This is a genomic window from Caulobacter sp. GW456-12-1-14-TSB4, assembly GCF_059424195.1.
On sequence record NZ_JBWKZF010000007.1, the window covers coordinates 100,731 to 125,942 of the forward strand.

General features: G+C 68.8%; 18 protein-coding genes. 5 read left to right on the forward strand and 13 right to left on the reverse strand.

Annotated features, from left to right (window positions below):
- Positions 1-77: 77 nt before the first annotated feature.
- Both AC07YH_RS08870 and AC07YH_RS08875 read right to left on the reverse strand, forming a co-directional pair.
- Positions 78-1,076, reverse strand: coding sequence for a 4-hydroxyproline epimerase (locus tag AC07YH_RS08870; protein ID WP_494746639.1), 999 nt, complete (start codon positions 1,074-1,076; stop codon positions 78-80).
- A 37-nt stretch (positions 1,077-1,113) separates the two neighbouring features.
- Positions 1,114-2,013 carry a dihydrodipicolinate synthase family protein gene (locus AC07YH_RS08875; RefSeq protein ID WP_494746640.1) on the reverse strand — a complete coding sequence of 300 codons (900 nt, stop codon included), beginning with the start codon at positions 2,011-2,013 and terminating at the stop codon, positions 1,114-1,116.
- Positions 2,014-2,088: 75 nt separating this feature from the next.
- Between AC07YH_RS08875 and AC07YH_RS08880 the strand changes: the two genes are divergently transcribed.
- From AC07YH_RS08880 to AC07YH_RS08890, 3 genes are read left to right on the forward strand one after another with little or no spacing between them, the layout of a single operon-like run.
- Positions 2,089-3,351, forward strand: a complete 1,263-nt coding sequence (locus AC07YH_RS08880) for an NAD(P)/FAD-dependent oxidoreductase (RefSeq protein ID WP_494746641.1) — start codon at positions 2,089-2,091, stop codon at positions 3,349-3,351.
- Positions 3,348-4,550 carry a M24 family metallopeptidase gene (locus AC07YH_RS08885; protein WP_494746642.1) on the forward strand — a complete coding sequence of 401 codons (1,203 nt, stop codon included), beginning with the start codon at positions 3,348-3,350 and terminating at the stop codon, positions 4,548-4,550. Before AC07YH_RS08880 ends, AC07YH_RS08885 begins: the two co-directional genes overlap by 4 nt.
- Positions 4,551-4,607: 57 nt before the next feature.
- A complete protein-coding gene (locus tag AC07YH_RS08890; protein WP_494746643.1) occupies positions 4,608-6,029 on the forward strand; it encodes an amino acid permease in 1,422 nt (473 codons plus the stop codon).
- Here the strand turns inward: AC07YH_RS08890 and AC07YH_RS08895 are convergent.
- The 4 genes from AC07YH_RS08895 to AC07YH_RS08910 form a co-directional block, all read right to left on the reverse strand.
- Positions 6,026-6,604 (reverse strand): TetR/AcrR family transcriptional regulator, encoded by a 579-nt coding sequence (locus tag AC07YH_RS08895; RefSeq protein ID WP_494746644.1) that lies wholly within the window; start codon positions 6,602-6,604, stop codon positions 6,026-6,028. The two genes, AC07YH_RS08890 and AC07YH_RS08895, sit on opposite strands and share 4 nt — an antisense overlap.
- Positions 6,605-6,664: 60 nt before the next feature.
- Positions 6,665-9,760 carry an efflux RND transporter permease subunit gene (locus tag AC07YH_RS08900; RefSeq protein ID WP_494746645.1) on the reverse strand — a complete coding sequence of 1,032 codons (3,096 nt, stop codon included), beginning with the start codon at positions 9,758-9,760 and terminating at the stop codon, positions 6,665-6,667.
- On the reverse strand, positions 9,757-10,839 hold the full coding sequence (locus tag AC07YH_RS08905) for an efflux RND transporter periplasmic adaptor subunit (RefSeq protein ID WP_494746646.1): 1,083 nt from the start codon (positions 10,837-10,839) through the stop codon (positions 9,757-9,759). The genes AC07YH_RS08900 and AC07YH_RS08905 overlap by 4 nt, the downstream gene beginning before the upstream one ends.
- A 90-nt stretch (positions 10,840-10,929) precedes the next feature.
- Positions 10,930-11,553 (reverse strand): TetR/AcrR family transcriptional regulator, encoded by a 624-nt coding sequence (locus AC07YH_RS08910; protein WP_494746647.1) that lies wholly within the window; start codon positions 11,551-11,553, stop codon positions 10,930-10,932.
- A gap of 85 nt (positions 11,554-11,638) precedes the next feature.
- Here AC07YH_RS08910 and AC07YH_RS08915 point away from each other — a divergent pair, with 85 nt between their 5' ends.
- Positions 11,639-13,078: an efflux transporter outer membrane subunit gene (locus AC07YH_RS08915; protein WP_494746648.1), complete on the forward strand. Its 1,440-nt coding sequence runs from the start codon at positions 11,639-11,641 to the stop codon at positions 13,076-13,078.
- A 217-nt stretch (positions 13,079-13,295) separates the two neighbouring features.
- Positions 13,296-14,498, forward strand: a complete 1,203-nt coding sequence (locus tag AC07YH_RS08920; RefSeq protein ID WP_494746649.1) for a TetR family transcriptional regulator — start codon at positions 13,296-13,298, stop codon at positions 14,496-14,498.
- Here the strand turns inward: AC07YH_RS08920 and AC07YH_RS08925 are convergent.
- From AC07YH_RS08925 to AC07YH_RS08955, 7 genes are all read right to left on the reverse strand, one after another.
- A complete protein-coding gene (locus AC07YH_RS08925) occupies positions 14,485-16,014 on the reverse strand; it encodes a UbiD family decarboxylase (protein WP_494746650.1) in 1,530 nt (509 codons plus the stop codon). The genes AC07YH_RS08920 and AC07YH_RS08925 overlap by 14 nt on opposite strands.
- A 2-nt stretch (positions 16,015-16,016) precedes the next feature.
- Positions 16,017-17,597: a GMC oxidoreductase gene (locus AC07YH_RS08930; RefSeq protein WP_494746651.1), complete on the reverse strand. Its 1,581-nt coding sequence runs from the start codon at positions 17,595-17,597 to the stop codon at positions 16,017-16,019.
- On the reverse strand, positions 17,594-20,110 hold the full coding sequence (locus AC07YH_RS08935) for a ferritin-like domain-containing protein (RefSeq protein ID WP_494746652.1): 2,517 nt from the start codon (positions 20,108-20,110) through the stop codon (positions 17,594-17,596). The genes AC07YH_RS08930 and AC07YH_RS08935 overlap by 4 nt, the downstream gene beginning before the upstream one ends.
- A complete protein-coding gene (locus AC07YH_RS08940; protein ID WP_494746653.1) occupies positions 20,107-21,918 on the reverse strand; it encodes a GMC oxidoreductase in 1,812 nt (603 codons plus the stop codon). The genes AC07YH_RS08935 and AC07YH_RS08940 overlap by 4 nt, the downstream gene beginning before the upstream one ends.
- Positions 21,915-23,750: a GMC family oxidoreductase gene (locus AC07YH_RS08945; protein WP_494746654.1), complete on the reverse strand. Its 1,836-nt coding sequence runs from the start codon at positions 23,748-23,750 to the stop codon at positions 21,915-21,917. Before AC07YH_RS08945 ends, AC07YH_RS08940 begins: the two co-directional genes overlap by 4 nt.
- Positions 23,751-23,820: 70 nt before the next feature.
- Positions 23,821-24,369, reverse strand: coding sequence for a hypothetical protein (locus AC07YH_RS08950; RefSeq protein ID WP_494746655.1), 549 nt, complete (start codon positions 24,367-24,369; stop codon positions 23,821-23,823).
- A gap of 152 nt (positions 24,370-24,521) precedes the next feature.
- Complete coding sequence (locus tag AC07YH_RS08955) at positions 24,522-25,118, reverse strand: ribonuclease T2 family protein (protein WP_494746656.1); 597 nt, start codon at positions 25,116-25,118, stop codon at positions 24,522-24,524.
- Between the last annotated feature and the right edge of the window lie 94 nt (positions 25,119-25,212).

The window sequence follows — 25,212 nt, forward strand, 5'->3', positions numbered from 1 at the left end:
TGCGGCGCGAAGCACGCCTTCAACGGTCATAGGTCCCTGTAACCGGCCAGTGCAAATAAGAAATCGTCGATTTCACCCTAAATGACTTGAAAACCACGCCAGAACTGGTCGGCCTGATCAATCCAGATCGTATTGAAGCCAGTCGAGATCGCCGAGCCCTCGACAGACGGGATGATCGCCCGTTGGCTGCCGATCGTGGTTTCGGCTTCGACCTTGCCGATGAAACGGCTGCGAATGAAACTCTCATGCACAAAGGTCTCGCCGACCTTGAGCCTGTTCTTGGCGTGCAGGTGCGCCAAGCGGGCGGAGGTGCCGGTGCCGCAGGGGCTGCGGTCGATGGCCTTGTCGCCGTAGAACACCGCGTTGCGGCCGTCAGCGCCTTCCGTGCTGGGACCGTCGGCCCACAGCACGTGGCTGACGCCTTGGATCGTCGGGTCCAGCGGGTGGACCGGGGTGGTCTTCTCGCGGACGAGCTCACGGACGATGGGGCTGTAGTGCAGGATGTCCTGGGCGCTGAAGCTCTCCAGGCCCTTGTACGCGCCCTGCGGTTCGACGATGGCGTAGAAGTTGCCGCCGTACGAGATGTCCAGCTTCAGCGGACCCAGGCCCGGCACGTCGATCTCGATGTCGGTGACGGCCAGATAGCCGGGCACGTTGACGATCTTTACCGCCGTGACCTTGTCGCCCTGCGTCTTGTACTCGATGTCGATGACGCCGGCCGGCACCTCAAGCTTCAGGCGGCCCGGCGCGCGCGGCGTGATCAGGCCGTTCTCCAGCGCGAAGGTGACCATGCCGATGGTGCCGTGGCCGCACATCGGCAGGCAGCCGCTGGTCTCGACGAACAGGATGCCCGCCTCGGTGTCGTCGCGGGTCGGGGGATAGAGGAACCCGCCCGACATCATGTCGTGGCCGCGAGGCTCGAACATGAGGCCGGTGCGGATCCAGTCGAAGCGCTCCAGGAAGTCCTGGCGGCGCTCGCTCATCGACGCGCCCTTCAGGAGGGGCGCGCCGCCGACGATCAGCCGTACGGGATTGCCGGCGGTGTGGCCGTCAATGCAGAAGAAGATGTGACGCATGGCTGATCGCCAGTCCTTAACTTGATCGGGAGTTCCGCTAGCCGACGGGGCGGGTGGCGGCGGCCTTCTCGACCATGGCCGTCACCTCGGCGCGGCGAGCGCCTTCCAGCGGCAGGCGCGGCGCGCGGACGCGTTCCGACCCCCGGCCCATGATCTGCTCGGCCAGCTTGATAGACTGGACGAGATCATGTTCGGCGTCGAGGTGCAGCAGCGGCATGAACCAGCGGTAGATGCGCAGGGCCTCGGCCATGTCGCCACGGTCGAACGCGGCCACCAGGGCCACCGATTCCTGCGGGAAGGCGCTGGTCAGGCCCGAGACCCAGCCGTGGGCGCCCAGGATCAGGCCTTCCAGCGCGACGTCGTCCAGGCCGGCCATCAGGATGTAGCGATCGCCAAAAGCGTTCTTGAGGTCGGTGAAGCGGCGGGTGTCGGGCGCGCTTTCCTTGACCGCCACGATGTTCGGCACATCGGCCAGGCGCTCCAGCACCTTGGTCGTGATCGAGACGCGATAGGCCGGCGGGTTGTTGTACAGCATGATCGGCAGGTTCGTCGCCGCCGCGACCGTACGGAAGTGGTGCTCCAGCTCCAGTTCGGTCGGCACATAGACCATGGCCGGCAGCACCATCAGGGCGTCGGCGCCGATGGCCTCGGCGTCCTTGGCGAACTTGGCGGCGCGGTCGGTGGTCATTTCCGAGACACCGACGACAACGGGGACGCGCCCGGCGACCACTTCGACGGCGGCTTTCAGCACCGCGCGCTTCTCATCGGCTTCAAGCGAGTTGTTTTCGCCGCAGGTGCCGAGCACGATGAGACCGTGGACGCCGTCCTTGATCAGCGCGTCGAGGACGCCCTGAGTCGCCTCGAAATCGATGGACGAGTCCGCATTGAACTGAGTGGTCGCCGCTGGATAGACGCCGGACCAGGAGATCGAATTCATACCGCTTGCACCTCTGTGATGTTCGTCTACCATATACGATATTGGATTTGGAGGTAAAGGCCTGGTGGCTATCCAATGAGTTTGGTTGTTGTGGGCGGAGGCGTTGTGGGGCTTGCCTGCGCGCTGGATCTTCGACGCGCGGGCGCATCCGTTCTGCTCATCGACGAAGGCCCAAAGGGGGGCGCTTCGCCATCGGCGTCCTGGGGCAATGCCGGCCACATCGCCATCGAACAGGTCGAGCCGATCGCGTCGATGAAGGCGCTGAAATCGGCGCCGGCGCGGTGGTTCCCGCGCGGCGGGGCCTTGGACTTCAGATTCGGCGACATCCTCACATGGGGCGGCTGGGCCGGACGCTATGTCCAAGCCTGTTCGCCGCACGCCTTCGAACACGGCAAGGTGGCGCTGGGCGCGCTGCTCAATGATGCAATGTCGGCTTGGCGGCGCCTCGTCGAAGCGGCCGGCCGGCCGGACCTGCTGCGCGAGGATGGCCATATCGTCGTCTGGGAAAGCCTGGCCAGCGCCGAGAGGGGCAGGGCCGCCTGGAGCGAAGCCGACATCGGCAAGGCGCGCATCCGCGACCTGCAAGGCGTCGAGCTGATGGAGGTCGCCAGCCGCCTGAACGTCGCGCCGGCCGGTGGCTTGCGCTTCGAGAACAGCGGCCAGATCAGCGATCCGGGCCTGGCTCTGCGGACCCTGCGCGAGGCCTTTGAGGGGCTGGGCGGGACGATCCGGCAGGCGAAGGTCTCGGCCTTGGGCCTCGATGGCGGTCGCGCCATCCTGAAGCTCGACGACGGCGAGATCCTACGGCCTGAACAGCTCGTGCTGGCCGCCGGCGTCGGCAGCGGCGCGCTGATGCGGGGCCTGGGCCATGTCGCACCGATCGTCGCCGAGCGCGGCTACCACATCGAAGGCGATGTCGGGGCCTGGGGCGACCTGCCGCCGATGGTCTTCGAGGATCGCTCGATGATCGTCACCCGGTTCGGCGACCGCCTGCGAGCCGCCAGCTTCGTCGAGTTCGCCCGCCGCGAGACCCCGGCCGATCCGCGCAAGTGGGCGCGCCTGCACCGCCACGTCGACGAGCTGAGCCTGCCGATGGCCAAGCCGCGCAGCCAGTGGATGGGCGCGCGGCCGACCTTGCCCGACTACCTGCCGGCCATTGGCGTCAGCCGCCGTGCGGGCAACCTGATCTACGCCTTCGGGCACCAGCATCTGGGCCTGACCCTGGCGGCCACGACCGGCGAGATCGTCACCGCCCTGGCCGGCGGCGGCGCGGCGAAGGTTGACTTGGCGCCGTTCGACCTGGACCGTTTCGCGCGCCGCAGGGAGATGGCCGCATGACCACCGGCATCGGCGGCTCGACCGCGCAACAGCAACTGGCCGACCTGGCGCCGCCGCCCGGCCGGCCCGCGCCGATCGACGTCGCCGAGCGCCGGGCCCGGCTGGCCAAGGCCCGCGACCTGACGCGGAGCCTGGGCGCGCAGGCGCTGCTGATCGGCGCGGGCGCCAGTCTCCGCTACTTCACCGGCGTGGCCTGGGGCGCGACCGAGCGCCTGGTCGCCATGCTGCTGCCCGTCGACGGCGACCCGATCATGGTCTGCCCGGCCTTCGAGCTGGGCTCGCTGGAGGCCAGCCTGGGTCTCGAGGCCGAGATCCGCCTCTGGCAGGAGGACGAGCCGCCCGGCGGGCTGGTCGCCGAGGTGCTGAAGACGCTGGGCGTCACCACCCTGGCCTTCGATCCGGCTCTGTCCTTCCAGGCCTTCGATGACGTCCGCCGAGCGGCGCCGAACCTGACCGTCCTCAACGCCGCGCCCGTGGTCGACGGCTGCCGGGGCGTCAAGTCGCCGGCCGAGCTGGCCCTGCTGCAATACGCCAAGAGCCTGACCCTGGACGTCCACCGCCGCGCCGCCGCGATCCTGCGGCCCGGGATCGCCACCGGCGAGGTGAAGCGCTTCATCGACCTGGCCCATCGCGCCTGCGGGGCCGACAACGGCTCGACCTTCTGCGCGGTGCAGTTCGGCGTCGCCAGCGCCTACCCGCACGGTGTGCCGGGTGAGCAGAGCCTGGCCGACGGCGACCTCGTCCTGATCGACACCGGCTGCCAGATCGACGGCTACCACTCCGACATCACCCGCACCTACGTCTTCGGGACGCCCAGCGCCGAGCATCGCCGCATCTGGGCGATCGAGCACGAGGCTCAGGCGGCCGCCTTCGCGGCGGTCAAGCCCGGCGTGCCCTGCGAGGTCATCGACCAGGTCGCGCGCGAGGTGCTGCAGCGCCATGGCCTGGGCCCCGATTACGCCCTGCCGGGCCTGCCGCATCGCACCGGCCACGGCATCGGCCTCTCGATCCATGAAGGCCCGTACCTGGTGCGCGGCGACACGACCCCGCTGGCGGTCGGCATGTGCTTTTCCAACGAGCCGATGATCGTGCTGCCCGACCAGTTCGGCGTCCGGCTCGAAGACCATTTCCACGTCACGCCGAGCGGCGCGGCTTGGTTCACCACACCTTCGGCCGCGATCGACCGGCCGTTTTCCTAAAGCGCGGACCGGCGAGGGGGCCGGGGTCGCGGACCACAACGAGAGGGGACTTTAGTCATGAGCTTTTGGACGCGCCGCAAGGCGCTGGATGCGGTGCTCCGGGTCGAGGAGAACCGCCGCCTGAAGCCCACGCTCAGCTGGCCGCACCTGATCGCCCTGGGCATCGGCGCGATCATCGGCACCGGCATCTACACCCTGACGGGCATCGGCGCCGAGCGCGCCGGTCCCGCCGTGATCCTGGCCTTCGGGGCCTGCGGCATCCTCTGCGTGTTCGCCGCCCTGACCTATGCCGAGATGGCCACCTTGGTCCCGGCGGCGGGCAGCGCCTATACCTATGCCTATGCCGTGCTGGGCGAGGGGCTGGCCTGGATCGTCGGCTGGAGCCTCATCCTTGAGTATTCGGTGACCTGTAGCGCCGTGGCGGTGGGTTGGTCCGGCTACATGGTCGGCCTGCTGAAGAGCGCCGGCATAACCCTGCCGGCGGCCTTGCTGGCCGGACCGCATAGCGGCGGCATCGTCAACCTGCCCGCCGTGCTGATCGTGGTGGCCGTCACGGCCCTGCTGATCCGTGGCGCCAAGGAAAGCGCCGTGGTCAATATCGTGCTGGTGGCCATCAAGATCCTGGCCCTGGCGGTGTTCGTGCTGCTGACCATCACCGCGCTGAAGCCCGAGAACTTCACGCCCTTCATGCCCTATGGCTTCGCGTCCGAGACCGTGAACGGCCACACGCGCGGGGTCATGGCCGCCGCCGCCATCGTGTTCTTCGCCTTCTTCGGCTTCGACGCCGTCTCGACCTCGGCCGAGGAGGTCAAGAACCCCAAGCGCGACCTGACCATCGGCATCGTCGGCTCGATGATCGTCAGCACCTTGATCTACATGCTGGTCGCGACCTGCGCGGTCGGCGCCTGGCCGTTCGGCGACTTCGCCCGCAGCGGCGAGCCGCTGGCCTTCATCCTGCGCAGCCTGGACCACCCGGTCGCGGCCTTCGCCATCGCGGCGGCGGCGGTCATCGCCCTGCCCAGCGTCATCCTGGTGATGATGTTCGGCCAGACGCGGGTGTTCTTCGTGATGTCGCGCGACGGCCTGCTGCCGCACGGCCTCAGCCGCCTACACGAGCGCAGCGGCACGCCGGTGAAGCTGACCCTGATCGTCGGGACGTTCGTGGCCGTCGTGGCGGGTCTCTTCCGCCTGGACGAGATCGCCGAGCTGTCGAACGCCGGCACCCTGCTGGCCTTCATCTGCGTAGCCGTCTGCGTGATGGTGCTGCGGGTGACCAAGCCGGACCTGCCGCGCCTGTTCCGCTGCCCGGCGGTGTGGGTCGTGGGACCGCTGGCGGTGGTCGGCTGCCTCTATTTCATGATCAGCCTGCCGCCGGCGACCTTGGGCCGCTTCCTGGTCTGGAACGTGGTCGGGCTGGTCGTCTACCTGCTGTATGGCCGCCGCAAGAGCTTCCTGAACACGCCTTCGGCCCAGGCCTAGGCGGGAAGATCGGCGCTGGCGATGATGGCCTCGACGCAGCCGGCCAGGCCGTCGGCGGCGATCGGACCCAGCGCCCGGACTCCGGCGCTGGCCCCGCAGATGGCCAGGATCAGTTGTTGAGCCACCGGACCGGCCGCTTGCGGCTGGTCCGGGACGATCAGGGCCGCCAGCTGGTCCTGTAGGGCCTGGGCCTGCGCCCGGATCGCCATCCGGACGCGGCCGTCGGCCTCCGGGAATTCCACGGCCACGCTCAGGGCCAGCAACCCACGATCCGGCGCGTCGCCGAGGTCTCGGGCGTAGTGATGTCCAATGGCGCGGATACGCGCGGCGGGCCCTTTGGCCGCCTCGACCGCCGACGCCAACGCTTGGCGCCGCGCCAGTCCTTCCGCCTCCAGGCACGCGACCAGCACGTCCTCCTTGCCGGGGAAGTGGCGATAGAGCGTGGGCTTGGTGACGCCGGCCGTCGCGGCGATCTCGTCGACCGAGGTGGCGTGGACGCCGGCGCGATGGAAGAGGGCGGTCGCCGCTGTGATCAAGCGCTCACGGGTCGAGATGCAGGGGCTCGGTTCGGTCATGACGCGTCTCGCATGGAGGTCGTCCCCGGCGCGGGAGGGCGGCGCCGGGGACGACGGGCCCTAGACCGGAACGGCGTCCAGGGCCGGGGGCGCGGAGGCGTCGGTCGTCGACCCCTCGCGGATCTTGAACCACAGGGCGTACAGCGCCGGCAGGAACACCAGGGTCAGCACCGTGCCGCCGATCGTGCCGCCGATCAGGGTGTAGGCCAGCGACGACCAGAACACCGAGAAGGTCAGCGGCACGAAGGCCAGCACCGCCGCTAGGGCGGTCAGGATCACCGGCCGGGCCCGCTGGACCGTGGCCTCGACCACGGCGTGGAACGGGTCCAGGCCGTCCTTCTCGTTGGTGTGGATCTGGCCGATCAGGATCAGGCCGTTGCGCATGATGATCCCGGCCAGGCCGATCAGGCCCAGGATGGCGTTGAAGCCGAACGGCTGGTGGAAGATCAGCAGCGTCGGCACCACCCCGACCAGGGCCAGCGGCGCGGTCAGCAGCACCATCCACATCGCCGACAGCGAGCGCACCTGGAAGATGATCACGATCATCATCAGGATGAACATCAGCGGGAAGACCGCCGCTAGGGCCGCATTGGCCTTGCCGGCTTCCTCGATGTCGGCGCCGGCCTCGATGCGGTAGCCGGCCGGCAGCTTGGCCTGGATCGGGGCCAGCGCCTTGATCACCTCGGCCGAGGCGGCGGGCGGCTGGAACTCGGCCCCGACGTCGGCGCGGACGGTGATCGTCGGCAGGCGGTCGCGGCGGCGCAGGATAGGATCCTCCATGCGGATCTCGGCCTTGCCGATCTGGTCGAGCGGCACGCGCTGGCCTTCCGAGCCCAGCAGGGTGAAGGCGCCCAGCTTGGCCGGGTCCAGGCGGTTGGCGCCGCTGGTGCGGGCGATCACCTCGACGGTGCGGATGTCCTCGCGGACCTGGGTCACGGGCGCGCCGGTCAGCAGGAATTGCAGCTGCTCGGACGCGTCGTGGCTGGACAGGCCCATGGCGCGCAGGCGGTCCTGGTCGAGCACGAAGTGGATGCTCGGCACGCGCTCGCCCCAGTCGGTGTTGACCTGGCGCAGGGACGTGTTGGCCTGCATGACGCCCCGGACCTGCTCGGCGATCTCGCGCACCTTGGCCTGGTCGGGACCCATGACGCGGAAGGCCACGGGCCAGGGCGAGGGCGGGCCGAAGACGATCTGGGTGGCGCGGATGCGGGCGCCCGCGACCGAACCCTGCTGGGCGAACTGGCGGACGCGGTTCTTGAGGGTGTCGCGCGCCTTCTCGTTGCCGGTCAGCACCACGATCTTGGCGAAGGACGGATCGGGCAGCTCGGGCGACATGGCCAGGAAGAAGCGCGGCGCGCCCTGGCCGATATAGCTGGTGACGATCTTGGCCTCCGGCTGCTTGCCCAGCCACGCCTCGACCTTGGCCGTCGCCTGGCTGGTGGTCTCGATGCTGGAGCCCTCGGGCGTCTGCACCTCGATCAGCACCTCGGGACGGTCGGAGATCGGGAAGAACTGCTGCTTGACCATGCCCATCATCACGAAGGACACGACCAGCGCCGCCGCCACGCCCAGCACCACCTTCAGCCGGTTGGCGACGGTCCAGCCGATCAGGCCGCGGAACTGGCGATAGCGCGGGGTGTCGTAGATGGCCGCGTGGCCGCCCTTGACGGGCTTGATCTTCGGCAGCAGCACCACGCCCAGATAGGGGGTGAAGATCACCGCCACGAACCACGAGGTGATCAGGGCGAAGGCCACGACCCAGAAGATGTTGCCGGCATATTCGCCGGCGCTGGACTTGGCGAAGCCCACCGGCATCAGGCCGATGATCGTCACCAGGGTGCCGGCCAGCATCGGCGCGGCCGTGTGGCCCCAGGCATAGGTCGAGGCGAAGATGCGGTCGCGGCCTTCCTCCATCTTCACCACGATGGTCTCGATGATGATGATGGCGTCGTCGACCAGCAGGCCCAGCGACAGGATCAGCGCGCCCAGGGTGATGCGGTCGAAGTCGCGGCCGGTGGCCAGCATGATCACGAACACCGCCGCCAGGGTCAGGGGCACGGCCAGGGCCACGACGACCCCGACGCGGAAGCCCAGGCTCAGCAGGCTGACGGCGATCACGACCGCCAATGCCACGAAGAACTTCAGCATGAACTCGTCATAGGCCTCGGTGATGTTCACCGCCTGGTCGGTGACCTTGGCGAAGGTCAGGCCCAGCGGCAGCTCGCCGGCGATGGCCTTGGCTTCCTTCTCCAGGTCCTTGCCCAACTGCAGGCCGTTGTAGCGCTCCTTCATCACCACCCCGAGCTCCAGGGCCGGCTCGCCGCCGTTGCGGATGAAGAAGGTCGCGGGGTCCTCGTAGCCGCGCTTGACCTCGGCCAGGTCGGACAGCTTCAGGGTCTTGCCGCCGACCACGATCGGCGTGTCCTTGATGGTCTGCAGGTCGTCCAGCGCGCCATCCAGGCGCATCTGCACCTGCGGGCCGTTGGTCTCGATCGAGCCGGCCGGCGTGACCAGGTTACGCTCGTTCAAGGCGGCGAAGATCTCGCGCGGGCTGACGCCTAGGTTGGACAGGCGATCCTGCGAGAACTCGACGAAGATGCGCTCGGGGCGCTCGCCGATGATGTTGACCTTCTTGACGCCCGGCACGTGCAGCAGGCGCTGGCGCAGGGTCTCGGCCTGGCGCACCAGTTGGCGGTGCGGCTCGCCCTTGGCCTTCAGCGCGTAGAGCGCGAAGGTGACGTCGCCATATTCGTCGTTGATGAACGGGCCCAGCACGCCGCGCGGCAGGTTGGCGGCCTCGTCGCCCAGCTTCTTGCGGGCCTGGTAGAACTGCTCCTGCACCTCCTTGGGCGGGATCGGATCCTTCAGGGTCAGGGTGGTGAAGGCCAGGCCCGGACGGGTGAAGGTCTCGGCGCGGTCGTACCACTTCAGTTCCTGCAGGCGCTTTTCCAGCGGCTCGGCTACCTGATCCTGCATCTCCTGGGCGGTGGCGCCCGGCCAGGCGGTGACCACGGTCATCACCTTGATAGTGAAGCTGGGGTCCTCGGCCCGGCCCAGCTTGAAGAAGGCGAAGGTCCCGGCCAGCACGACGGCGATGATCAGGAACAGGGTGACGGCGCGCTCGCGCACCGCCAGGGCGGAGAGGTTGAAGCTCATTGCGCGGCTCCGGCCTGCAGGCTGACGCGTTCGCCCTGGTGCAGCATGTGCGCGCCCAGGGCCACGAAGCGTTCGCCGGCGGCGAGGCCGGCGGTGACCGTGGCGGTCTCCTCGCCGACGGCGGCCAGCTGCACGGCGCGCCAGCTGACCGTCGAGGTCTTGGCGTCGACGATCCACACCCCCGGGCCCTTGCCGGAGTCATAGAGGGCGCCGAGAGGGACGGCGCGGCCGCCGGTCTTGTTGGCGCCAGGCAGGGCGATGCTCACCGTCGCGCCCAGCGGCGCCGAGGCCAGGGCGCCGTCCAGGACGTAGCGCGCCTCGAAGGTGCGGGTGCGGGGATCGGCGGCGTCGGAGAGCTGGCGCAGGCGGGCGGAGGCGGCGGTGGCGTTGCCGAACACCGAAGCCGTGGCGGTCGAGCCGACGGCGGGGCGCAGGGTCTCGGGCAGGGCGATCGTCGCCTCGCGCGGACCGGCATGGGCCAGTCGCACGACGGTCTGGCCGGCGGCGACCACCTGGCCGGGCTCGCCCAGGGTCTCGACCACCACGCCGTCGCTGTCGGCGACCAGCACGGCGTAGCCGGCGGCGTTGCGCGACACCCGGGCCTGGGCCTCGGCGGCCTGTAGCTGGGCGCGGGCGGCGAGGGCGGCGGCCTTGATCTGGTCGTAGGTCGAGCCCGACACCGCGCCGGCCCCCACCAGGTCGCGGTAGCGGGCTTCGTCGGCCTCGGCCTGGACGGCGCGGGCCTTGGCGGCGGCCACGGTCTGGTCCTGGGCGGCCTGGGCCAGGGCGTAGTCGGCGGCGTCGATGCGCATCAGGGGCTGGCCCCGGCGCACCGTCTGGCCGGTGTCGACCAGACGCTCGACGATCTTGCCCGGGACGCGGAAGCCCAGCTGGCTTTCGATGCGGGCGGAGACGACGCCGGTGAACTGGCGCTCGCCGTCGATCGCGGCGGGGGCGGTGGCGACCCGCACGACCGGCGGCTGGGTGCGGGGATCGACGGCGGCGTCGTGACCGCCACAGGCGGCGAGGGGCGCGGTCAGGCCGCCAATGACGGCGGCGAGGAGCAAGCGGTGCGACATGGCGAAAAGGGTCCTGCCTTGAGCGGAGACCCCCACATCGTGCCGAGTGACCAATTTGTCAATTAGTCACTATCGAATTTTCCTAAGGGATTACGGCGCGAGGCTGCGCAGGATCATGTTGATGACCATGGTCTGGGTCTCGGGCAGGCCGTCCAGATTGAACTCCAGCAGCAGCGGATGCATGAACGGCTGCATGGCCAGCATGATCGCCGAGCAGGTCTCGTCGATCGGCGTCTTGCGCTCGAACTCGCCCGCCTCGCGGCCCAGCAGGATGATCTCGCGCAGGGCCGCTTCGACCCGCTGGAGATAGGCCAGCGCGGAGGGCCAGTTCTCGGTCGCCGAGTTGGCGGCCAGGTCGTAGAGCAGCTTCTCCTGGAACAGGAGTTCGGTGCTTTTCGCCGTTATAACGCTGAAAAGTTTGCGAAACTTCTCAGTCGGCGTGCGCGCTTCGGCGGCGCTGGCGAAGGCGGCCGACATGATCTTGTCCAGGCACTGGGCGCAGATCGCCTCGCCGATCGCCTGCTTGGACTCGAAGAACTTGTAGATGTAGGCCTTCGAGAAGCCGACGGCCTTGGCCAGGTCCGCGACCGTGGTCTTGCCGTAGCCGAAGCGCGCGAAGTGGGCGTCGGCGGCGTCGATGATCTGCTGGCGGATGGCGTGGTCGGCCGGGCCGCGCTGGCCGGCGGCCTCGGGGTGCGCGTTGTCAATGGTCATGCCCAAGTAAGTAGCATCGAGGGTCGTGATTGACAACGAGTGACCGTATTAGCATATGGTCACTATAAATCACGAGGAGGTCGCGATGCGATCGGTTTCGAGCTTGGCTCTGCTGGCCCTCGCCGGCGTCACCCTCGGCGCTTGCGCCGTGGGTCCCAACTATGTCGCGCCGCCGTCGGCGGTCTCCGGGACCTTCATCGGCGCGAACGCCGTGGCCCAGCGCGCCGCGCCGCCCGCGCCCATCGATCAGGCGGCCTGGTGGAAGGGCTTCAACGATCCGGTGCTCGACGGTCTGGTCGATCGCGCCCTGGCTCAGAACCTCGACTTGGCCCAAGCCACCGCCCGGGTGACCCAGGCGCGGGCCGGACTGTCGGCGGCCACCGCCGCGTTGCTGCCGTCCGGCGGCGTGCAGGCCAGCGCGGCCCGCGCCCACCTCTCGACCCAGACGCCCACCGGCCGCCTGGCGTCCAGCGCGCCGGGCTTCGACCGCGACGGCTCGCTTTATGAGGCCGATGTGACCGCCGGCTGGGAGATCGACGTCTTCGGCGGCCTGCGCCGCGATCGCGAGGCGGCCGTGGCCGACTATCAGGCCGCCAGGGTCGGCGTCGCCGCCGCCCGCCTGTCGGTCGCCGCCCAGACGGCCGACACCTATCTGGTCATCCGAGGCCTGCAGGCGCGGTTGGCCGTCGCCCGGGGCCAGGTCGAGACGCAAGGCAAGCTGGTCGAGACCGTGCGCCTGCAACAGAGCCGCCAGGTCGCTTCCGAGCTGCAACTGCATCAAGCCGAGGGCGCTCTGGCCCAGACCCGTGCGCAAGTGCCGGTGCTGGAGGAGGGGCTCGAGGCGGCGATGAACGCACTGGACGTGCTGCTGGGCGCCCAGCCCGGCGCCACCCGCGCGCAGCTTGAGGCCGCCACGCCCGTGCCGCAGGCCCCGGCCATCACCGAAGCGGTCGGTCCGGCCGACCTGATCCGCCGCCGCCCCGACCTGGCGGTCGCCGAGTGGCGGCTGAAGGCCTCGAACGCCGCGATCGGCGCGGCGGTCTCGGAATACTATCCGAAGTTCTCGCTGACCGGCCTGGTTGGCACGGCCTCGACGGCCACTGGCTCCTTGTTCACGGGCTCGGCCAACCAGGCCCAGGGCGTCTTGGGCCTGCGCTGGCGCCTGTTCGACTTCGGCCGGGTCAATGCCGAGATCAAGGCCGCCAAGGGCCGTAACGCCGAGAGCCTGGCCGCCTACCAGCAGTCGGTGCTGCGGGCCACGGCCGATGTCGAGGACGCCTTCTCCAGCCTGGTCAAGCGCGAGGACGAGGCGCGGATCCTGGTCGGCGGCGAGCAGTCGTTGTCCAAGGCCCGCTCGGCGTCCGAACTGGCCTACAAGGCCGGCGCTGTCAGCCTGATCGAGGTGCTGGACGCCGACGCCCGTCTGCTGGCGGCCCGCGACGCCCGCGCCCAGGCCGATACCGAGGCCGCCCGCGCGGCGGTGCGCTCATTCCGGGCGCTGGGCGGCGGCTGGCGCGACGCCTGATCCTCACTGGCGCCGCCTCTCTGTGGACACCGGCCTTGCGGGGCTGGTAGTCGAGAGGGGCGGCGACCCGATCAGCCTTGAATCGAAGGGCGAATTGCCTAGCGTCGATGTGTGACAGTCTTGGTACGATTGTACGGACTTAGTCATCTATCTTTTCAGTAGATAATGCTATTCTCGAAACTATTGTGCGACGCTCTATCGACGCCTGAGTGACGCCATGGACAGCAAGCCCGCCGACCTGCAGCCGGTTCTCCAAGCGGCCCTGCGGCTGGTCGACGCCTATGGGCTGAAGGGACTGAGCCTGCGGCCCCTGGCCGAGCAGCTGGGCACGACGGCGCCGGCCTTGATCCGCCGGTATGGCAGCAAGGACGAACTGCTGGCGCTGCTGGTCGAGGCGGCGGTGGCGGAGGAGGGCGTCTTCCTCGACGGCTGGCTGGCGCGCATCCGGGCGATGGACGTGCGGGACGGCGCGAAGATGGTCGAGATCGCCGAGGCGGTGATGTCCGACCTGGCTGGTCCCGAAGCCGCCCGCGCGCGGTTCTATTGCGAATTGCTGCTGGCCGCCGCCACGCGGCCGGAGATCGCCGCCAGCGTCGCGGCCTGGTCGACGCGGCGCCTGGCCTTCTGGACCGATGCGACCCAAGGACTGGACCTGGCCGAAGCAGGCGAAATCCTGCACGCCTACAGCGTCGGCGAGGCGGGCTATGGCCTGGCCCTGGGCGACGTGGCCGCCTATCGCTGGCTGCGCCGGTTGAACCTGCGCCGCCTGTGCTGCGGGCTGGTCCCGGCCGATGGGGCGCGCGACCTGCGCGAGTTCGCCATCTTCAGCGCGGCGCTGGGCGAGCTGCTCGACGATCAGCCTGAAAATGCGCCGATGACCGAGTGGCAGGCCGGGGCGGTGGGCTACATTTCCGAGCTGATCATCGCCGAGGGCGCCGACGCGGTGACCCACCGGGCCATCGCCGCCCGCGCGGGCCTAGCCAACTCGACCCTGGCCTATCACTTCCCCCGGCAGGAGGACCTGTTGCGAGCCGGGCTGGACGACGTCGTCGCCCGTGTGCGCAGCGCCTCCGGCACGATCGCGGCCGACGCGATGCCGGAATTCTACCTGACCTCCATCCAGAGCGCCCGCGCGACGCTGGCCGTGTCGCTGGTGACCCAGCGCATGCCCAGCCTGAAGGCGGTGGCCGCCGACCTGCGCCGGCGTCGCGGCGAGAACTATGTCGGCTATCTGGAGCGGCAGTTGGGCGAGAAGGTGTTCGACGCGCTGTCCAGCCAGGCGATGTCGCTGACGGGCCTGGGCCAGCACACGCTGGACGCCGTGCTGGCCCCGACCCCCGCCGTGTCCGCCGGCCTGTTCATTCGCGACCGGCTGCGCGACGCTGGGCTGGCGGCGCGCAACGCGTCTAGGGTTTCGTGAAGCCCCAGTCGGCCCACTTGGCCTTGATCTGGTTCTGCAAGGGGACCGGATAGTTCTCCTCGAACGACAGCACCGGCTCCAGCGGATGGTTCACCTTCTCCTGGATCTGCAGGCAGCTGTAGGCGACGAGGTCGCCACGTCCGGCCTGCTTGGTGGCGACATCCAGATAGATCTGCAGGCCCGAGCCGTCCGACTTGTATTGCGGGAAGTGGAAGACGCCCTGTTCCGGGTTGTTGCGGGTGGCGAAGGCCCACATCACCTTCATGGCGTCGTCGGGCGGGATATCCTCGCCGACGATGATCATGGTCGAGCAGCCGTGGGCGCAGTGGCTGGTGAAATAGGCCTCGGCGATCTTGCCGATGAATTCGGCGACCGTGTAGCCGGTCAGGTGGTGCCAGTCGTCGCGAACGCGGATCACGAACCAGTGGCCGGCGGACTCGGCCAGGTACATGCCGTCGATCACCGGCAGGCCGGCTTCCTGCAGCACGACCACGGCGTCGCCGGCCATGAAGAAGCTGCTGTTCACCAGGCAGGAATCCACGGGCATGCCCGGGCTGCAGATCGGCAGGATGGCGTTGTCGCGAAAGGTGACGGCGACGATATGGGCGGTCGGCTGCGGGCCCGAGGTGTCGCCCAGATAGCCGGGATATTCGCCGAACGGACCCTCGATGCTCTTCTCGGTGGCCGAGACGACGCCCTCGATGATGATCTCGCTGTGGGCCGGAACCAGGATTTCGCTGGTCTCGCACTTCACCATCTCGATGCCTTCGCCCAGCAGGGCGCTGGCGTAGTCGTATTCGTCCTTCCAGTCCGGCGGGGCGGCCGACAGGGTGGTCATGGCCGCTGGCGGCACGCCCAGGGCGATGGCGAACGGACAGTCGCGACCCTGCGCCTTCCACATGTTGTAGATCATGCCGTTGTGCTGGAAGGGCAGCCACAGGCCGGTCATGGTGTTCTTGTCGACGACCATGCCGCGGCTGAGCGACCAGTTGGTCCACTTGCCGCACGGCGTGCGCACGGTGATGGCCCCGGCCGTCTGGATGTAGCGGCCCAGGTCGCCGTCGTGCAGCAGCGGCGCGGGGAGGCGGGTCAGGTCGATCTCGTCGCCCGTCCAGCTGTTCTCTTTGCAGGGGGCGTCCTTGGCCTCGATGATCACGGGCGGATGCGGCGGTTCGCTGCGCGCGGCCAGATAGTGCGGCTGCATCCGAGCCGGCGTGAAGTCGTGCGGCAGGCCCATCAGCATGGCCAGCCGCCGCCAGGCGACGCCCGGCGTGCTGCTCAAGGTCGGGCCATATTCGGCGGCGCGGAAACCCGGCGCGTCCTTGACCTTGTTGAAGATCGGCATCGGGGCGCGGGTCTCGGCGGCGTAGCGCAGGATGGCCCCGATCTCGAGCTCCCAGTCGACCTCGTCGTCGATCGCCACGGCCTCGCCCATCGCCTCCAACTGGGCCAGGTAGTCGCGGTAAGAGCGCGGGATGGCGGCCCGGTCGATGCCGGGCGAGGGCTTGGCGGTCATGGTCAGGTCTTGCTGAAGAGGGCGGCCAGGGCGAACGACTGGGCGACGCCGGTCAGGGTGGGATTGAACGAACCGACGCGCGGGAACAGCATGCTGCCCAGGCCATAGAGATTGGCCACGCCGTGCACCCGGCCGGTCAGGTCGGTGACCGAGGTGGCCGGATCCTCACCCATCCACAGGGTGCCGGACTCGTGGACCAGGCCCGAATTGCGGATCGAGTCCGGCGGGGTCAGGGCCCAGCTGCCGTCGTTCTGCTGGTATTCGACCGGTTCGCCGCCCGCCAGCACCTCGCCGATCTGGAAGGTGGCGGTATCGACTTCTTCCCAGAAATCAGAGTCTTCGGGCTGCATCTCGACCTGGATCAGGTTGCCGCCGTCGGGATCGGACCCGGCGAAGTTCCAGGACTCCGCGTTCGGCGCGCCCAGAAACTCGCCCATGGTGTGGAGCATGATCACCACCTTGGTCGGGTCCTGGTAGGCCGCCACCGCCGAGGCCGTCGAGGCGTCGGGCAGCACGCGGTACAGGGTGTCGGCCGAGGCCGCCGGCGTCGGGTTGTGGGTGACGGTGATGTGGGTGTGCATCAGCCGCCCGGTGCGCCCACGGCCTGGCAGGTAGTAGCCGCAGACCTGCAGGCCGTCGGTCAGGCCCGGTGTGCTGGCGGCGGGAACCCGCACGGCCAGCCATGAGCGGATGTGTCCGCACAGGTTCTTGCCGATCAGCGGATTGTCGGGCAGCGAGCGCGCGCCGATGAAACCGGCCTCCAGCGTGTTGCAGGCCAGGATGATCTTGGCGCCGCGCGTCTCGATCGGGCCCTGCGTCGTCTGCAGTCGCACGACCTTGTCGCCGTCGAGTTCGAAGCTTGTCACCTCGGCCCCGACCGCGACCTCGAGCCGGTCGGGGTGGGCCTGGAGGTCGGCGACCAGCACCGAGATCGGCGAGAACTTGGCCCAGTCGTCGGCCGCCACCGCTTGGCCGGTGGCCATGGCCGAGTCCAGCGCCCGGGGATCGCCCTGGGGCGTGGCGGCGTCGATGTCGCCGAGGCCCGCGAACAGCCGCTGGCGCATGACCTCGGTCAGGGCCTCGTTGCGGTTGCCGGGGATCGACAGCGAGTAGCGCCGGCCCATGAAGGCCCCGGCGTCGTACCAGTGCTTCTTCAGGCCATCGACGGCCGCTTGCGGCCAGTCCGGCATTTCGGTCTCGTCCGGCTGCGGCGTCCAGGCGTTCCAGTACAGCGCCCGGCCGCCGACAAACGGGATCTGCGGCATGAAGTTGGGCGAGCCGACCAGTCGCCAGGGTCGGATGCCGGTGTTGATGTTCAGGTCGATATAGGTCGGCGGCAGGTTCTGGATGTGGTCCGGGATCAGGAATACGCCCTTGTCGATCAGCAGCACCCGCGCCGTGCGATCCAGCTCCAGGATGCGATGGGCGAAGCTGGTCCCATAGGCTCCGGCGCCGACCACGATGTGGTCGAAGGTCTGGTCGGCGACGTCGGACTGGCGCTTGAAATAGAGCTTGTCCATCTCGCCGAAGGTCGGGCCGGCCGACGCGGGATTGGCGGGTTCCGCGGTCTTGGCCTGGCTCATGGATAATAGGCCCGGCTCTGGATCGCGGCGGGAGCCGACAGGAAGGTGCGCACGGCGCGGGGCTGGCTGTCGCCGACCAGGGCGGCGACGGCGGCGCGCATCGGGTGGACGCTTTCGCCCAGGGTCAGGTTCACGCGGCTGGCCTGGTCGGCGGTCAGGAAGCAGGTGTCCATCGGCTGCAGGATGTTCCAGCGGCAGCCGATCAGCTGGTCCTGGAACTTGCCGTATTCGGTGATCGGCGAGCCGTTGCCGGGGACCTTGGTCAGGCCGGTCAGATCGACGACGCAGGTCATGATCGCCTGATTGGCGTTGTCGGGATCGTCGACCTGGAAGCCCCAGGTCTCGACCCACTCGGGGACGTAGGGACCCGTCGGGGCGCGGCCGGGATTATAGGACGGCAGGTTGACCTTGAAGCTGGTCTTGAACTTCGGCTCGCCGAACAGGGTCTCGCCGGCCGAGATGGCGATGTCGGCGTCGCAGGGCACGAAGACGCGGTGGTTGCCCAGGAGCTTGGACTGCTCGTCGCCGAGGATAAACTGCTGGAAGTCGACCTGGGCGACCTGGCCGGCGCGCGCGGTCGGATAGACCACGATGTTCAGCTCCAGCTCCTGGGTGATGCCCGCGCCCGAGCCGTACCAGGACGACACCGGCGCGTTGACGCCCGCCGAGAAGTGGCCGGTGTAGAGCTGGAAGTTGTAGCTGACGACGGCCTGGCCCTCGAACAGCGCGGCGGTCAGGCCCGTGCCGTCCAGATAGGGCGCCACGCGCTCGGGCGGCACCAGGTAGTAGACGTCCACATTGCTCAGCGAGGCGTAATAGAAGGGCAGGGTGAACGACTGGGGGATCTCGGGCAGCGGCTGGCCGACCGTTTGGGTCTGGGGCGTCATGGTGGAACCTCCGGAAGGATTGGGAGCCGAGGACGCCGCCGGGCGCGCCAGGGCGGCGCGGACCCGGTCGGGGTCGTAGTACTGGCGCATGCGGGTGATCAGGTGGTCGGCGTCGAACTCGTGCGAGACCGCCCAGTCGTAGTGGTATGGGACGCCGGTGGCCTTGATGACGCCCTGTTCGCCGCCCAGGCCGACGACCCGCTCGCCGTCGGTCAGCACGTGCTGGAAGCCGGCGCGGGCGATCTGCAAAGTCTCGCCCAGCAGCCGCCAGAAGTCCGAGAAGCCGGCATGGCCGTAGAAGACGCCGGCATAGGGCACCTGCGGCGGGCCGCTGATGTCCCAGACGATGTCGGGCGACATGCAGGCCAGGGCGGCGTTGAGGTCGCCGCGGCCGTAGGCGTCCTGCAGGCGGTTCACGGTCTGCAGGTTCGGATCGACGGCTGACGGTGTCACGGGCGCGGGTTTCGGCGGCGTGACGGGCTTTGGTTGCGGCTTCGGCTGCGTCTGGCCGACATATTCGAAGGTCGGCGCCGCGAAGACGCCTGGCCGACCTGGGAACGGGTTGCGGGTGATCTGCAGGAAGCTGTCGCGCATCGAGCACATGCGGATGACGCCATCGACCAGCAGGTCCGGATCGCCGTCGAAGGCCTGTTCCAGGAGCCGCAGCATGTCGCAGTAGTTGCGGTTGAAGGCCTCGATGGTGGCGCGGATCGCGCTGCCTTGCGGATAGTCGGCCAGCTTGGTCCCCGGCGCGGTCGGGCGGGCGCTGTCCCAGGGCACCTCCAGCGGCTCGCCGGTCGGGCCGGACTCGATGGTGTCGCCCTCGCGGTACTGGCGGCCCTTCAGGAGTTCGTCGAAGCGGAAGAAGTGGGCGATCTCCGGCTTGCCTTCCAGCGTGGCGCTGCTGCCGGACCAGATGCCCATATGGGCGCCTTCGCCCTGGTCGCGGATCAGCTGCAGCGCCTTGACCGCCGTCTCCAGGTCGTGGACCGCGACGATGTCGCCGCCGCCGTCATAATAGTAGTGCGCCGCCGAGACCTGCCGGCGCGGGTCGCCGACGAAGACGTTCTCCTCGCCATGCCGGCGCACGACCGCCCGCAGGCGCGATTCCAGATAGGCATAGTACTCGCCGATGGTCATGCCGCGCGGCGTGGCCCGCAGCACCGCCTCGGCGCGGACGCGGCCCGAGCGTTCGATATCGCGGGCCTGCTCGACGCCGCGCTGGCTGAACGGGAAGAGGTGCAGCGTCATGCTGTCGACGTCGTAGGGCAGGCGGCACGGGTATTTCGGGATGAAGTCCGGGCTGTCGAGGTCGGGGCGTCCGCCCAGGGCGTTCAGCACGTTGGCCACCAGGGCCAGGTGCAGCATCTCCTCGACCACCACGCTGCGCAGGCACTCGGGCGTGCGCCAGGCGGGCGTCGTGGCGTCCACCGTATAGAGCATGGTCAGGTAGACAGGGATGGTGGCGTGCTCGATGACCAGGGCCGCCTGGAGCAGCCGGTGCAGCTCCTCCATCTCGCGCCGCAGGTCACCGCTGACCTCCAGCTGCACATAACCCTTGGTCTCGAGCTTGGTCTGAGCTTGCAGGAGCCCGGTCAGGGCTCTGGGCGCCAGGGTGTCGGTCATCGCGCGCTCCCGCTGCGGATATGGTCGGCGGTCATGAGGGCCATGGCCGTCATGGTGATCGAAGGGTTAGAGGTCCCCAGCGTCGGCATGCTGCCGCAGCCGACCACGAACAGGTTGTCGTGGTCCCAGGCGCGTTGCAGGCGGTCGACGACGGAGGTCTTGGCCGAGGTCCCCATCACATGGGTTCCGGCGATGTGGCCGACGCCGGCCCAGGAGAACGGCTCGCCGTCCCGCTCGAAATAGCCGGGGCTGCCTGGGTCGTCCTTCGTGCGGTCGACGACGCCGATCTTGTCGAAGACCCGCTTGGCGAAGCGGCGGCCGGCGACCAGTCCGTCGCGCGTATAGTCATCGACATCGTAGCGGATGACCGGCCGGTAGTTGCCCATGCGGTCGCGCTTGGCCGGGTCGATGGTCACGCGGTTGGACGGATCGGGCAGTTGCTCGGTCATCATGTCGAAGCGGACCTGACGCGCGATGCGGTCGCCCAGCGCCGCGCGCAGGTCCGCGCCGTGCAGGTTCTCGTCGTCGACCAGGGCCTGGGTGGTGCGCGAGGGCTCGTCGAAGGGCCAGCTCCAGCCCCAGTTGCCGATCTCCACCACGTGGCCGGCCCGGTCCTTGCGGAAGGCGCCGCCGCGATAGGTCGGGATCACCGAGGTCAGGCCTGGCCCCCGGAACGCGCCAGTCGCGCGCGGGGCCATGCCCCAGTTCAGGATCGCCGGGTGGTCCATCAGGTTGCGGCCGACCATGTCGCTGGTCGCGCAGGCGCCGGAGGCCTGCAGCAGCACGGCGTTCTCGATGGCGTTGGCGGCCAGGACCGTCAGCTTGCCGGTCACTCGGACATCAAGGTGTTCGGGGCTGGCGTCGCTATGCCAGACCTTGCAGTTCACGGCGGTGATCCGGCCCGAGACCGGGTCGATCTCCAGCTTCGACGCCACCGCCTGGGTCAGGAGATCGCCCTTGGCGCGCGACAGCAGCTTGAGGGCGTTGAACCGCGCCTGGATCGGACAGATCGGCAGGCAGTTGGCGTTGCCCATGCAGCGCTCGCCTGTTGCGCCATTGCCGTCCGCGCCGACGGGCTGGTAGCCGCGACCGCCGTCATAGTCCGGGTTGGCGAGGCTGTTGCGGGCCTGCGGGATGCTGTTGACGGTCGGAATGACCGGCCCGTCGGCGGTGTCCTCGACCATGCCGGCCAGGCGCTGGGCGATCCAGTTGTCCAACCAGCTGGGCGGGATCCGCTTCATCGGATAGCCGAAGCCGGGCTCGAAGCGGATGCCATGGAAGGTCTGGTCGGCGACGTCGGCCGAGACGCCCACCACCCGTTCGGCGCGGGTATAGTAGGGCATCAGGTCATCGTAGCTGATCGGCCAGTCGACGCCGCGCTCGAAGCGCGACTGCATTTGAAAGTCCTCGGGCAGCATGCGCGGGCAGCTGCCGAACCAGTGCAGCGTCGTGCCGCCGAGGCGCTTGGTATAGGTGCTGCCGAACGGGCGGGGCCCCAGCTGGACGAAGTAGCCCTTGTCGAGGCCGCCCGGTGGGATCACGCCGAACTCTGTCTCCAGCGGCTGGGGCGCGTTGAGGCTGGTCGGGAACGGCGACTGCGGGATCTTGATCGTCGCCGCCATGAAGGTGTCGAGATAGCCAAGATGCTGGGTGAAGTCGTCGAGCCGACCTTCGCCGGCCTCGATGACCAGCACCGTCAGGCCCGAGCCCGTCAGCGCATCGGCGATGACCGCGCCGACGAATCCGCCCCCGACGATGACGACATCGTAGAGACGGCCTTCGACCTGTTGCGCGGCGACGGGGGTCATGCGGCGACGCCGGCGCGCAGGTCTTCGATGACGTTGTCGGCCGCCCAGCAAGTCAGGGCCGACATGGTCAGGGTGGGGTTTGCGGTCCCCATGGTCACCATGTTGCCGCAGCCGACCAGATAGAGGTTGGGATGGTCCCAGGTCCGCTGGCGACGATCGACCACCGAGGTCAGCGGATCGTCGCCCATCCGGTGCGAGCCGGCGAAGTGGCCAGCGCCGACATAGGCGTAGTCGCGGCCTTCGTACTTGAAGTAGCCCGGGTTGTCGGCGCCGTAGGCCGAGGCGTCGTCGATGCCCGCCCGCTCGAAGATCTGCTGCGAGGCCTTGAACGCCGCGGCGAAGCCCGCTCGCGTGTAGTCATCGACCGTGTAGTTGATGATCGGGCGCGGATTGCCCAGGGCGTCGACCCATTTGGGATCGATGGTGATGGTGTTCTCCGGGTTCGGCAGTTGCTCGACCAGCGAGCCGAAACGGAACTGGCGGCTGATCTCGTCGCGCAGCCGCGCCCGAAGCTTGGCGCCATGGAGGCCTTGCTCGTCGATCAGCTTATGGACGTTGGCTTCGGGCGCGTTGGCTGGCCACAACCAGCCCTCGTTGCCCATCTCCATGCGGAAGCTGGCGCGCTCGGCGCGTTGCGGGCCGGCCCGCATCTCCTCGATGCCCGAGGTGGCCAGCGGTCCGCGCAGGGGCCACAGGGCGCGGTCGGCCAGGCCCCAGGTCAGGAGCTCCGGGTGGTCCATCAGGTTGCGGCCGACCATGCCGCTGCTCTTGCAGGCGCCGGAGGCCAGCAGCAGCACGGCGTTGTTCACCGTGTGGGTGGCCAGGACGATGATCTTGCCGCGCGCGGTGAACGGCTTGCACTGGGGGTTGTCGGGACTGGCGTAGACCTTGAACTCGACCCCGGTGACCTTGTTTCCGTCGTGGTCCAGCAGCACTCGCGAGGCCACGGCCTGGCGGACGATGGCGACCTTGTCGGGATCGGCGCGGTCCAGGGTGCGCAGGGCGTTGTACTTGGCCTGGATCGGGCAGATCGGCACGCAGGCCGAATTGCCCATGCAGCGCCCGCCGATCCCGGGCGCGCCGACCGCGCCATGGATTTCGTAGGTGTGGCCGCCGCGATAGGCCGGGTTCGGCGTGCTGTTGCGGGCCACCGGCGTGCCGCGCACCCGGATCTGGCGCAGCTCGTCGCCCAGATCGATGCGCATGCCGTCGACCGAGGCGGCGATCTGGCGGTCGCTGTAGCTCGCCGGCAGGGCGTGCATCGGATAGACGTAGCCGGGCTCGAAGGTGACCCCCAGATAGGTCTGTTCCTCGACGTCGGCGGCGACGCCCAACTCGTTCTCGGCCTGGGCGTAGTAGGGCTTCAGGTCCTCGTACGAGATCGGCCAGTCCTTGCCGACGCCGTACCGGCTCTCCAGCTCGAAGTCCTCCGGCAGCATGCGGATGGTCGTGCCCAGCCAGTGCAGCGACGTGCCGCCCAGATAGCGGGTATAGGTGCTGCGATAGGGCTGGGGGCCGTACTGGACGAAGGCGCCGTCGGTGTCCGGGGTTGGCGGCACGATCGGGTTGACGTCCAGCACCGTCGGCTCGGGCGCGTTGGGATTGGACGGGTAGGGCGACTCCGGGTGCTTGATCGTCGCGCCGAGGAAGGTGTCGAGATAGCCGAGATAGCCCTCGTAGGTCGCGCCTTCGCCCGTGCCGGCCTCCAGCACCAGGGTCTGGAAGCCCGCCTCGCCAAGTCGGCGGGCCATGATCGCGCCGGATATGCCGCCGCCGACGATGACGACGTCATATTCGCGGCTGGCCGCGTCTTCCGCCTCGATGAATCGCATGGGCCCCACCCCTGTCTGCAAGATCTTCGCGTCTCAAAAGGATCGTCGGCGGCGCGCGGGCCGCGACCGTTCAGCCGCTGACTTCGATCGGTGGCAGGGCCCAGGCGCCGAAGCCCTGGGCCTTGGCGCCCTGCGGGTGCGCGCCGATGACCTGCCAGACCAGGCCTTCGCGATAGGAGGCGGGCGAGGGGATGATCGCGTTCTCGCCCTTGGCGTCGCTCCATTCGCCCAGGTACCAGAACTTCATCACCTGGCGGGCCAGCGGACCCAAAGTCGGGTCCCCGAGGACCTTCGTCGCCTGTTGGTCGGGCGACCCATCCGCCGGGAAAGCCGCCAGTAGCTGATCGACCAGGGCGCCGGCGATTTGCTGGACGAAGGCGTAGCGCGCCGGGACCAGGCCCGTGCCCCACAGCTCCACCTCGGTGAGGCCGGTCAGGATGACGCTGGCGCGGACGAACGCATCAAGGGTTTCGGCCGAGGGGGTGACGGACGGCGATGGCGCGGCGGCCGTCATGACCTCCAGCGCCATGGGCGTGGCGGCGAGGAGGCGATGGGTCTTGCCCGTCGCGTGCGCCTTGACCGGCGCGCCCGTCAAAGGCTGTTTTTCGCGTCCCGCCATCAGAACTCCCCACGTTTCTGTAGGCGATTTATCGCCTAGGCTGTGTCGCCTTATATATTCAACTATAGATCATCATTTGATTGAGATTTAGAAATCCTGGGTTGTATTTTGAGGCGCGCGTCGAACGGGTTCGGCGCGCGTCCCTCGGTCCGTCAGGTGCAGGCGCGGAACGTCCCGGTCTTGGTGACGCAGAAGCGCACCTCGGTGAGGACGCGATTGGCCGCCGTGGTCGTGATCCCGTTGGCCGGCAGGCCCGGATTGGCCTGCTGGAAGGCCTTCTTCAGCGCCGCCGTCTCGTTCGTCCCGACCGTCCGCCCCTTCTGGTAGGCGTCGGGGATGACGATCTTGTTGTGGAAGCTGTCCGAGAGCTGGAAGTAGCTGGCGGGGTCCAGGCCCGAGCAGGTGCCGTGCTTGGACCACTCGTGGTCGATCATCGACGGGCTGGCGTAGATCGACTGATACTGCTGGCGGATGGCGTCAGGCAGGGGTGTGGTGCTGCAATTGGCCGGATATTTCTGAGCGTTGTACTGCGGCCAGACGCCGTGCAGGGCGAAGCCCGTCCCGTGCCCGCACTCGACCGGATCGGTGTGGGTCGCGCAAAAGCCCGGCACCCAGGAGAGCGACACGACATAGTAGGCGAAGGTCGTCGGTTGGGCCGCCGGCTTCGGCGACGCCTGCGCCGAACCGACGAGGCCAAGCGACAGGGCGGCGAGCAGGGCCGCCCGGATGATGTTGTGAGACTTGGTCATGATGCGGGACCCGACAGGAGGGAAAGGGCACGCTTACAGGAAGCCCCACGACCTCATGGTCAGGCTTCATTTCGGCGGCACAATGGATCCCGAT

Excerpts from the sequence above, each read along its gene's own strand:
- AC07YH_RS08925 (WP_494746650.1), bottom strand. The coding sequence starts at position 16,014 with ATGACCGCCAAGCCCTCGCCCGGCATCGACCGGGCCGCCATCCCGCGC.
- AC07YH_RS08870 (WP_494746639.1), bottom strand. The coding sequence starts at position 1,076 with ATGCGTCACATCTTCTTCTGCATTGACGGCCACACCGCCGGCAATCCC.
- AC07YH_RS08880 (WP_494746641.1), top strand. The coding sequence starts at position 2,089 with ATGAGTTTGGTTGTTGTGGGCGGAGGCGTTGTGGGGCTTGCCTGCGCG.
- AC07YH_RS08920 (WP_494746649.1), top strand. The coding sequence starts at position 13,296 with ATGGACAGCAAGCCCGCCGACCTGCAGCCGGTTCTCCAAGCGGCCCTG.
- AC07YH_RS08940 (WP_494746653.1), bottom strand. The coding sequence starts at position 21,918 with ATGACCCCCGTCGCCGCGCAACAGGTCGAAGGCCGTCTCTACGATGTC.
- AC07YH_RS08935 (WP_494746652.1), bottom strand. The coding sequence starts at position 20,110 with ATGACCGACACCCTGGCGCCCAGAGCCCTGACCGGGCTCCTGCAAGCT.
- AC07YH_RS08955 (WP_494746656.1), bottom strand. The coding sequence starts at position 25,118 with ATGACCAAGTCTCACAACATCATCCGGGCGGCCCTGCTCGCCGCCCTG.
- AC07YH_RS08885 (WP_494746642.1), top strand. The coding sequence starts at position 3,348 with ATGACCACCGGCATCGGCGGCTCGACCGCGCAACAGCAACTGGCCGAC.
- AC07YH_RS08890 (WP_494746643.1), top strand. The coding sequence starts at position 4,608 with ATGAGCTTTTGGACGCGCCGCAAGGCGCTGGATGCGGTGCTCCGGGTC.
- AC07YH_RS08915 (WP_494746648.1), top strand. The coding sequence starts at position 11,639 with ATGCGATCGGTTTCGAGCTTGGCTCTGCTGGCCCTCGCCGGCGTCACC.
- AC07YH_RS08875 (WP_494746640.1), bottom strand. The coding sequence starts at position 2,013 with ATGAATTCGATCTCCTGGTCCGGCGTCTATCCAGCGGCGACCACTCAG.
- AC07YH_RS08945 (WP_494746654.1), bottom strand. The coding sequence starts at position 23,750 with ATGCGATTCATCGAGGCGGAAGACGCGGCCAGCCGCGAATATGACGTC.
- AC07YH_RS08950 (WP_494746655.1), bottom strand. The coding sequence starts at position 24,369 with ATGGCGGGACGCGAAAAACAGCCTTTGACGGGCGCGCCGGTCAAGGCG.
- AC07YH_RS08895 (WP_494746644.1), bottom strand. The coding sequence starts at position 6,604 with ATGACCGAACCGAGCCCCTGCATCTCGACCCGTGAGCGCTTGATCACA.
- AC07YH_RS08905 (WP_494746646.1), bottom strand. The coding sequence starts at position 10,839 with ATGTCGCACCGCTTGCTCCTCGCCGCCGTCATTGGCGGCCTGACCGCG.
- AC07YH_RS08910 (WP_494746647.1), bottom strand. The coding sequence starts at position 11,553 with ATGACCATTGACAACGCGCACCCCGAGGCCGCCGGCCAGCGCGGCCCG.
- AC07YH_RS08900 (WP_494746645.1), bottom strand. The coding sequence starts at position 9,760 with ATGAGCTTCAACCTCTCCGCCCTGGCGGTGCGCGAGCGCGCCGTCACC.
- AC07YH_RS08930 (WP_494746651.1), bottom strand. The coding sequence starts at position 17,597 with ATGAGCCAGGCCAAGACCGCGGAACCCGCCAATCCCGCGTCGGCCGGC.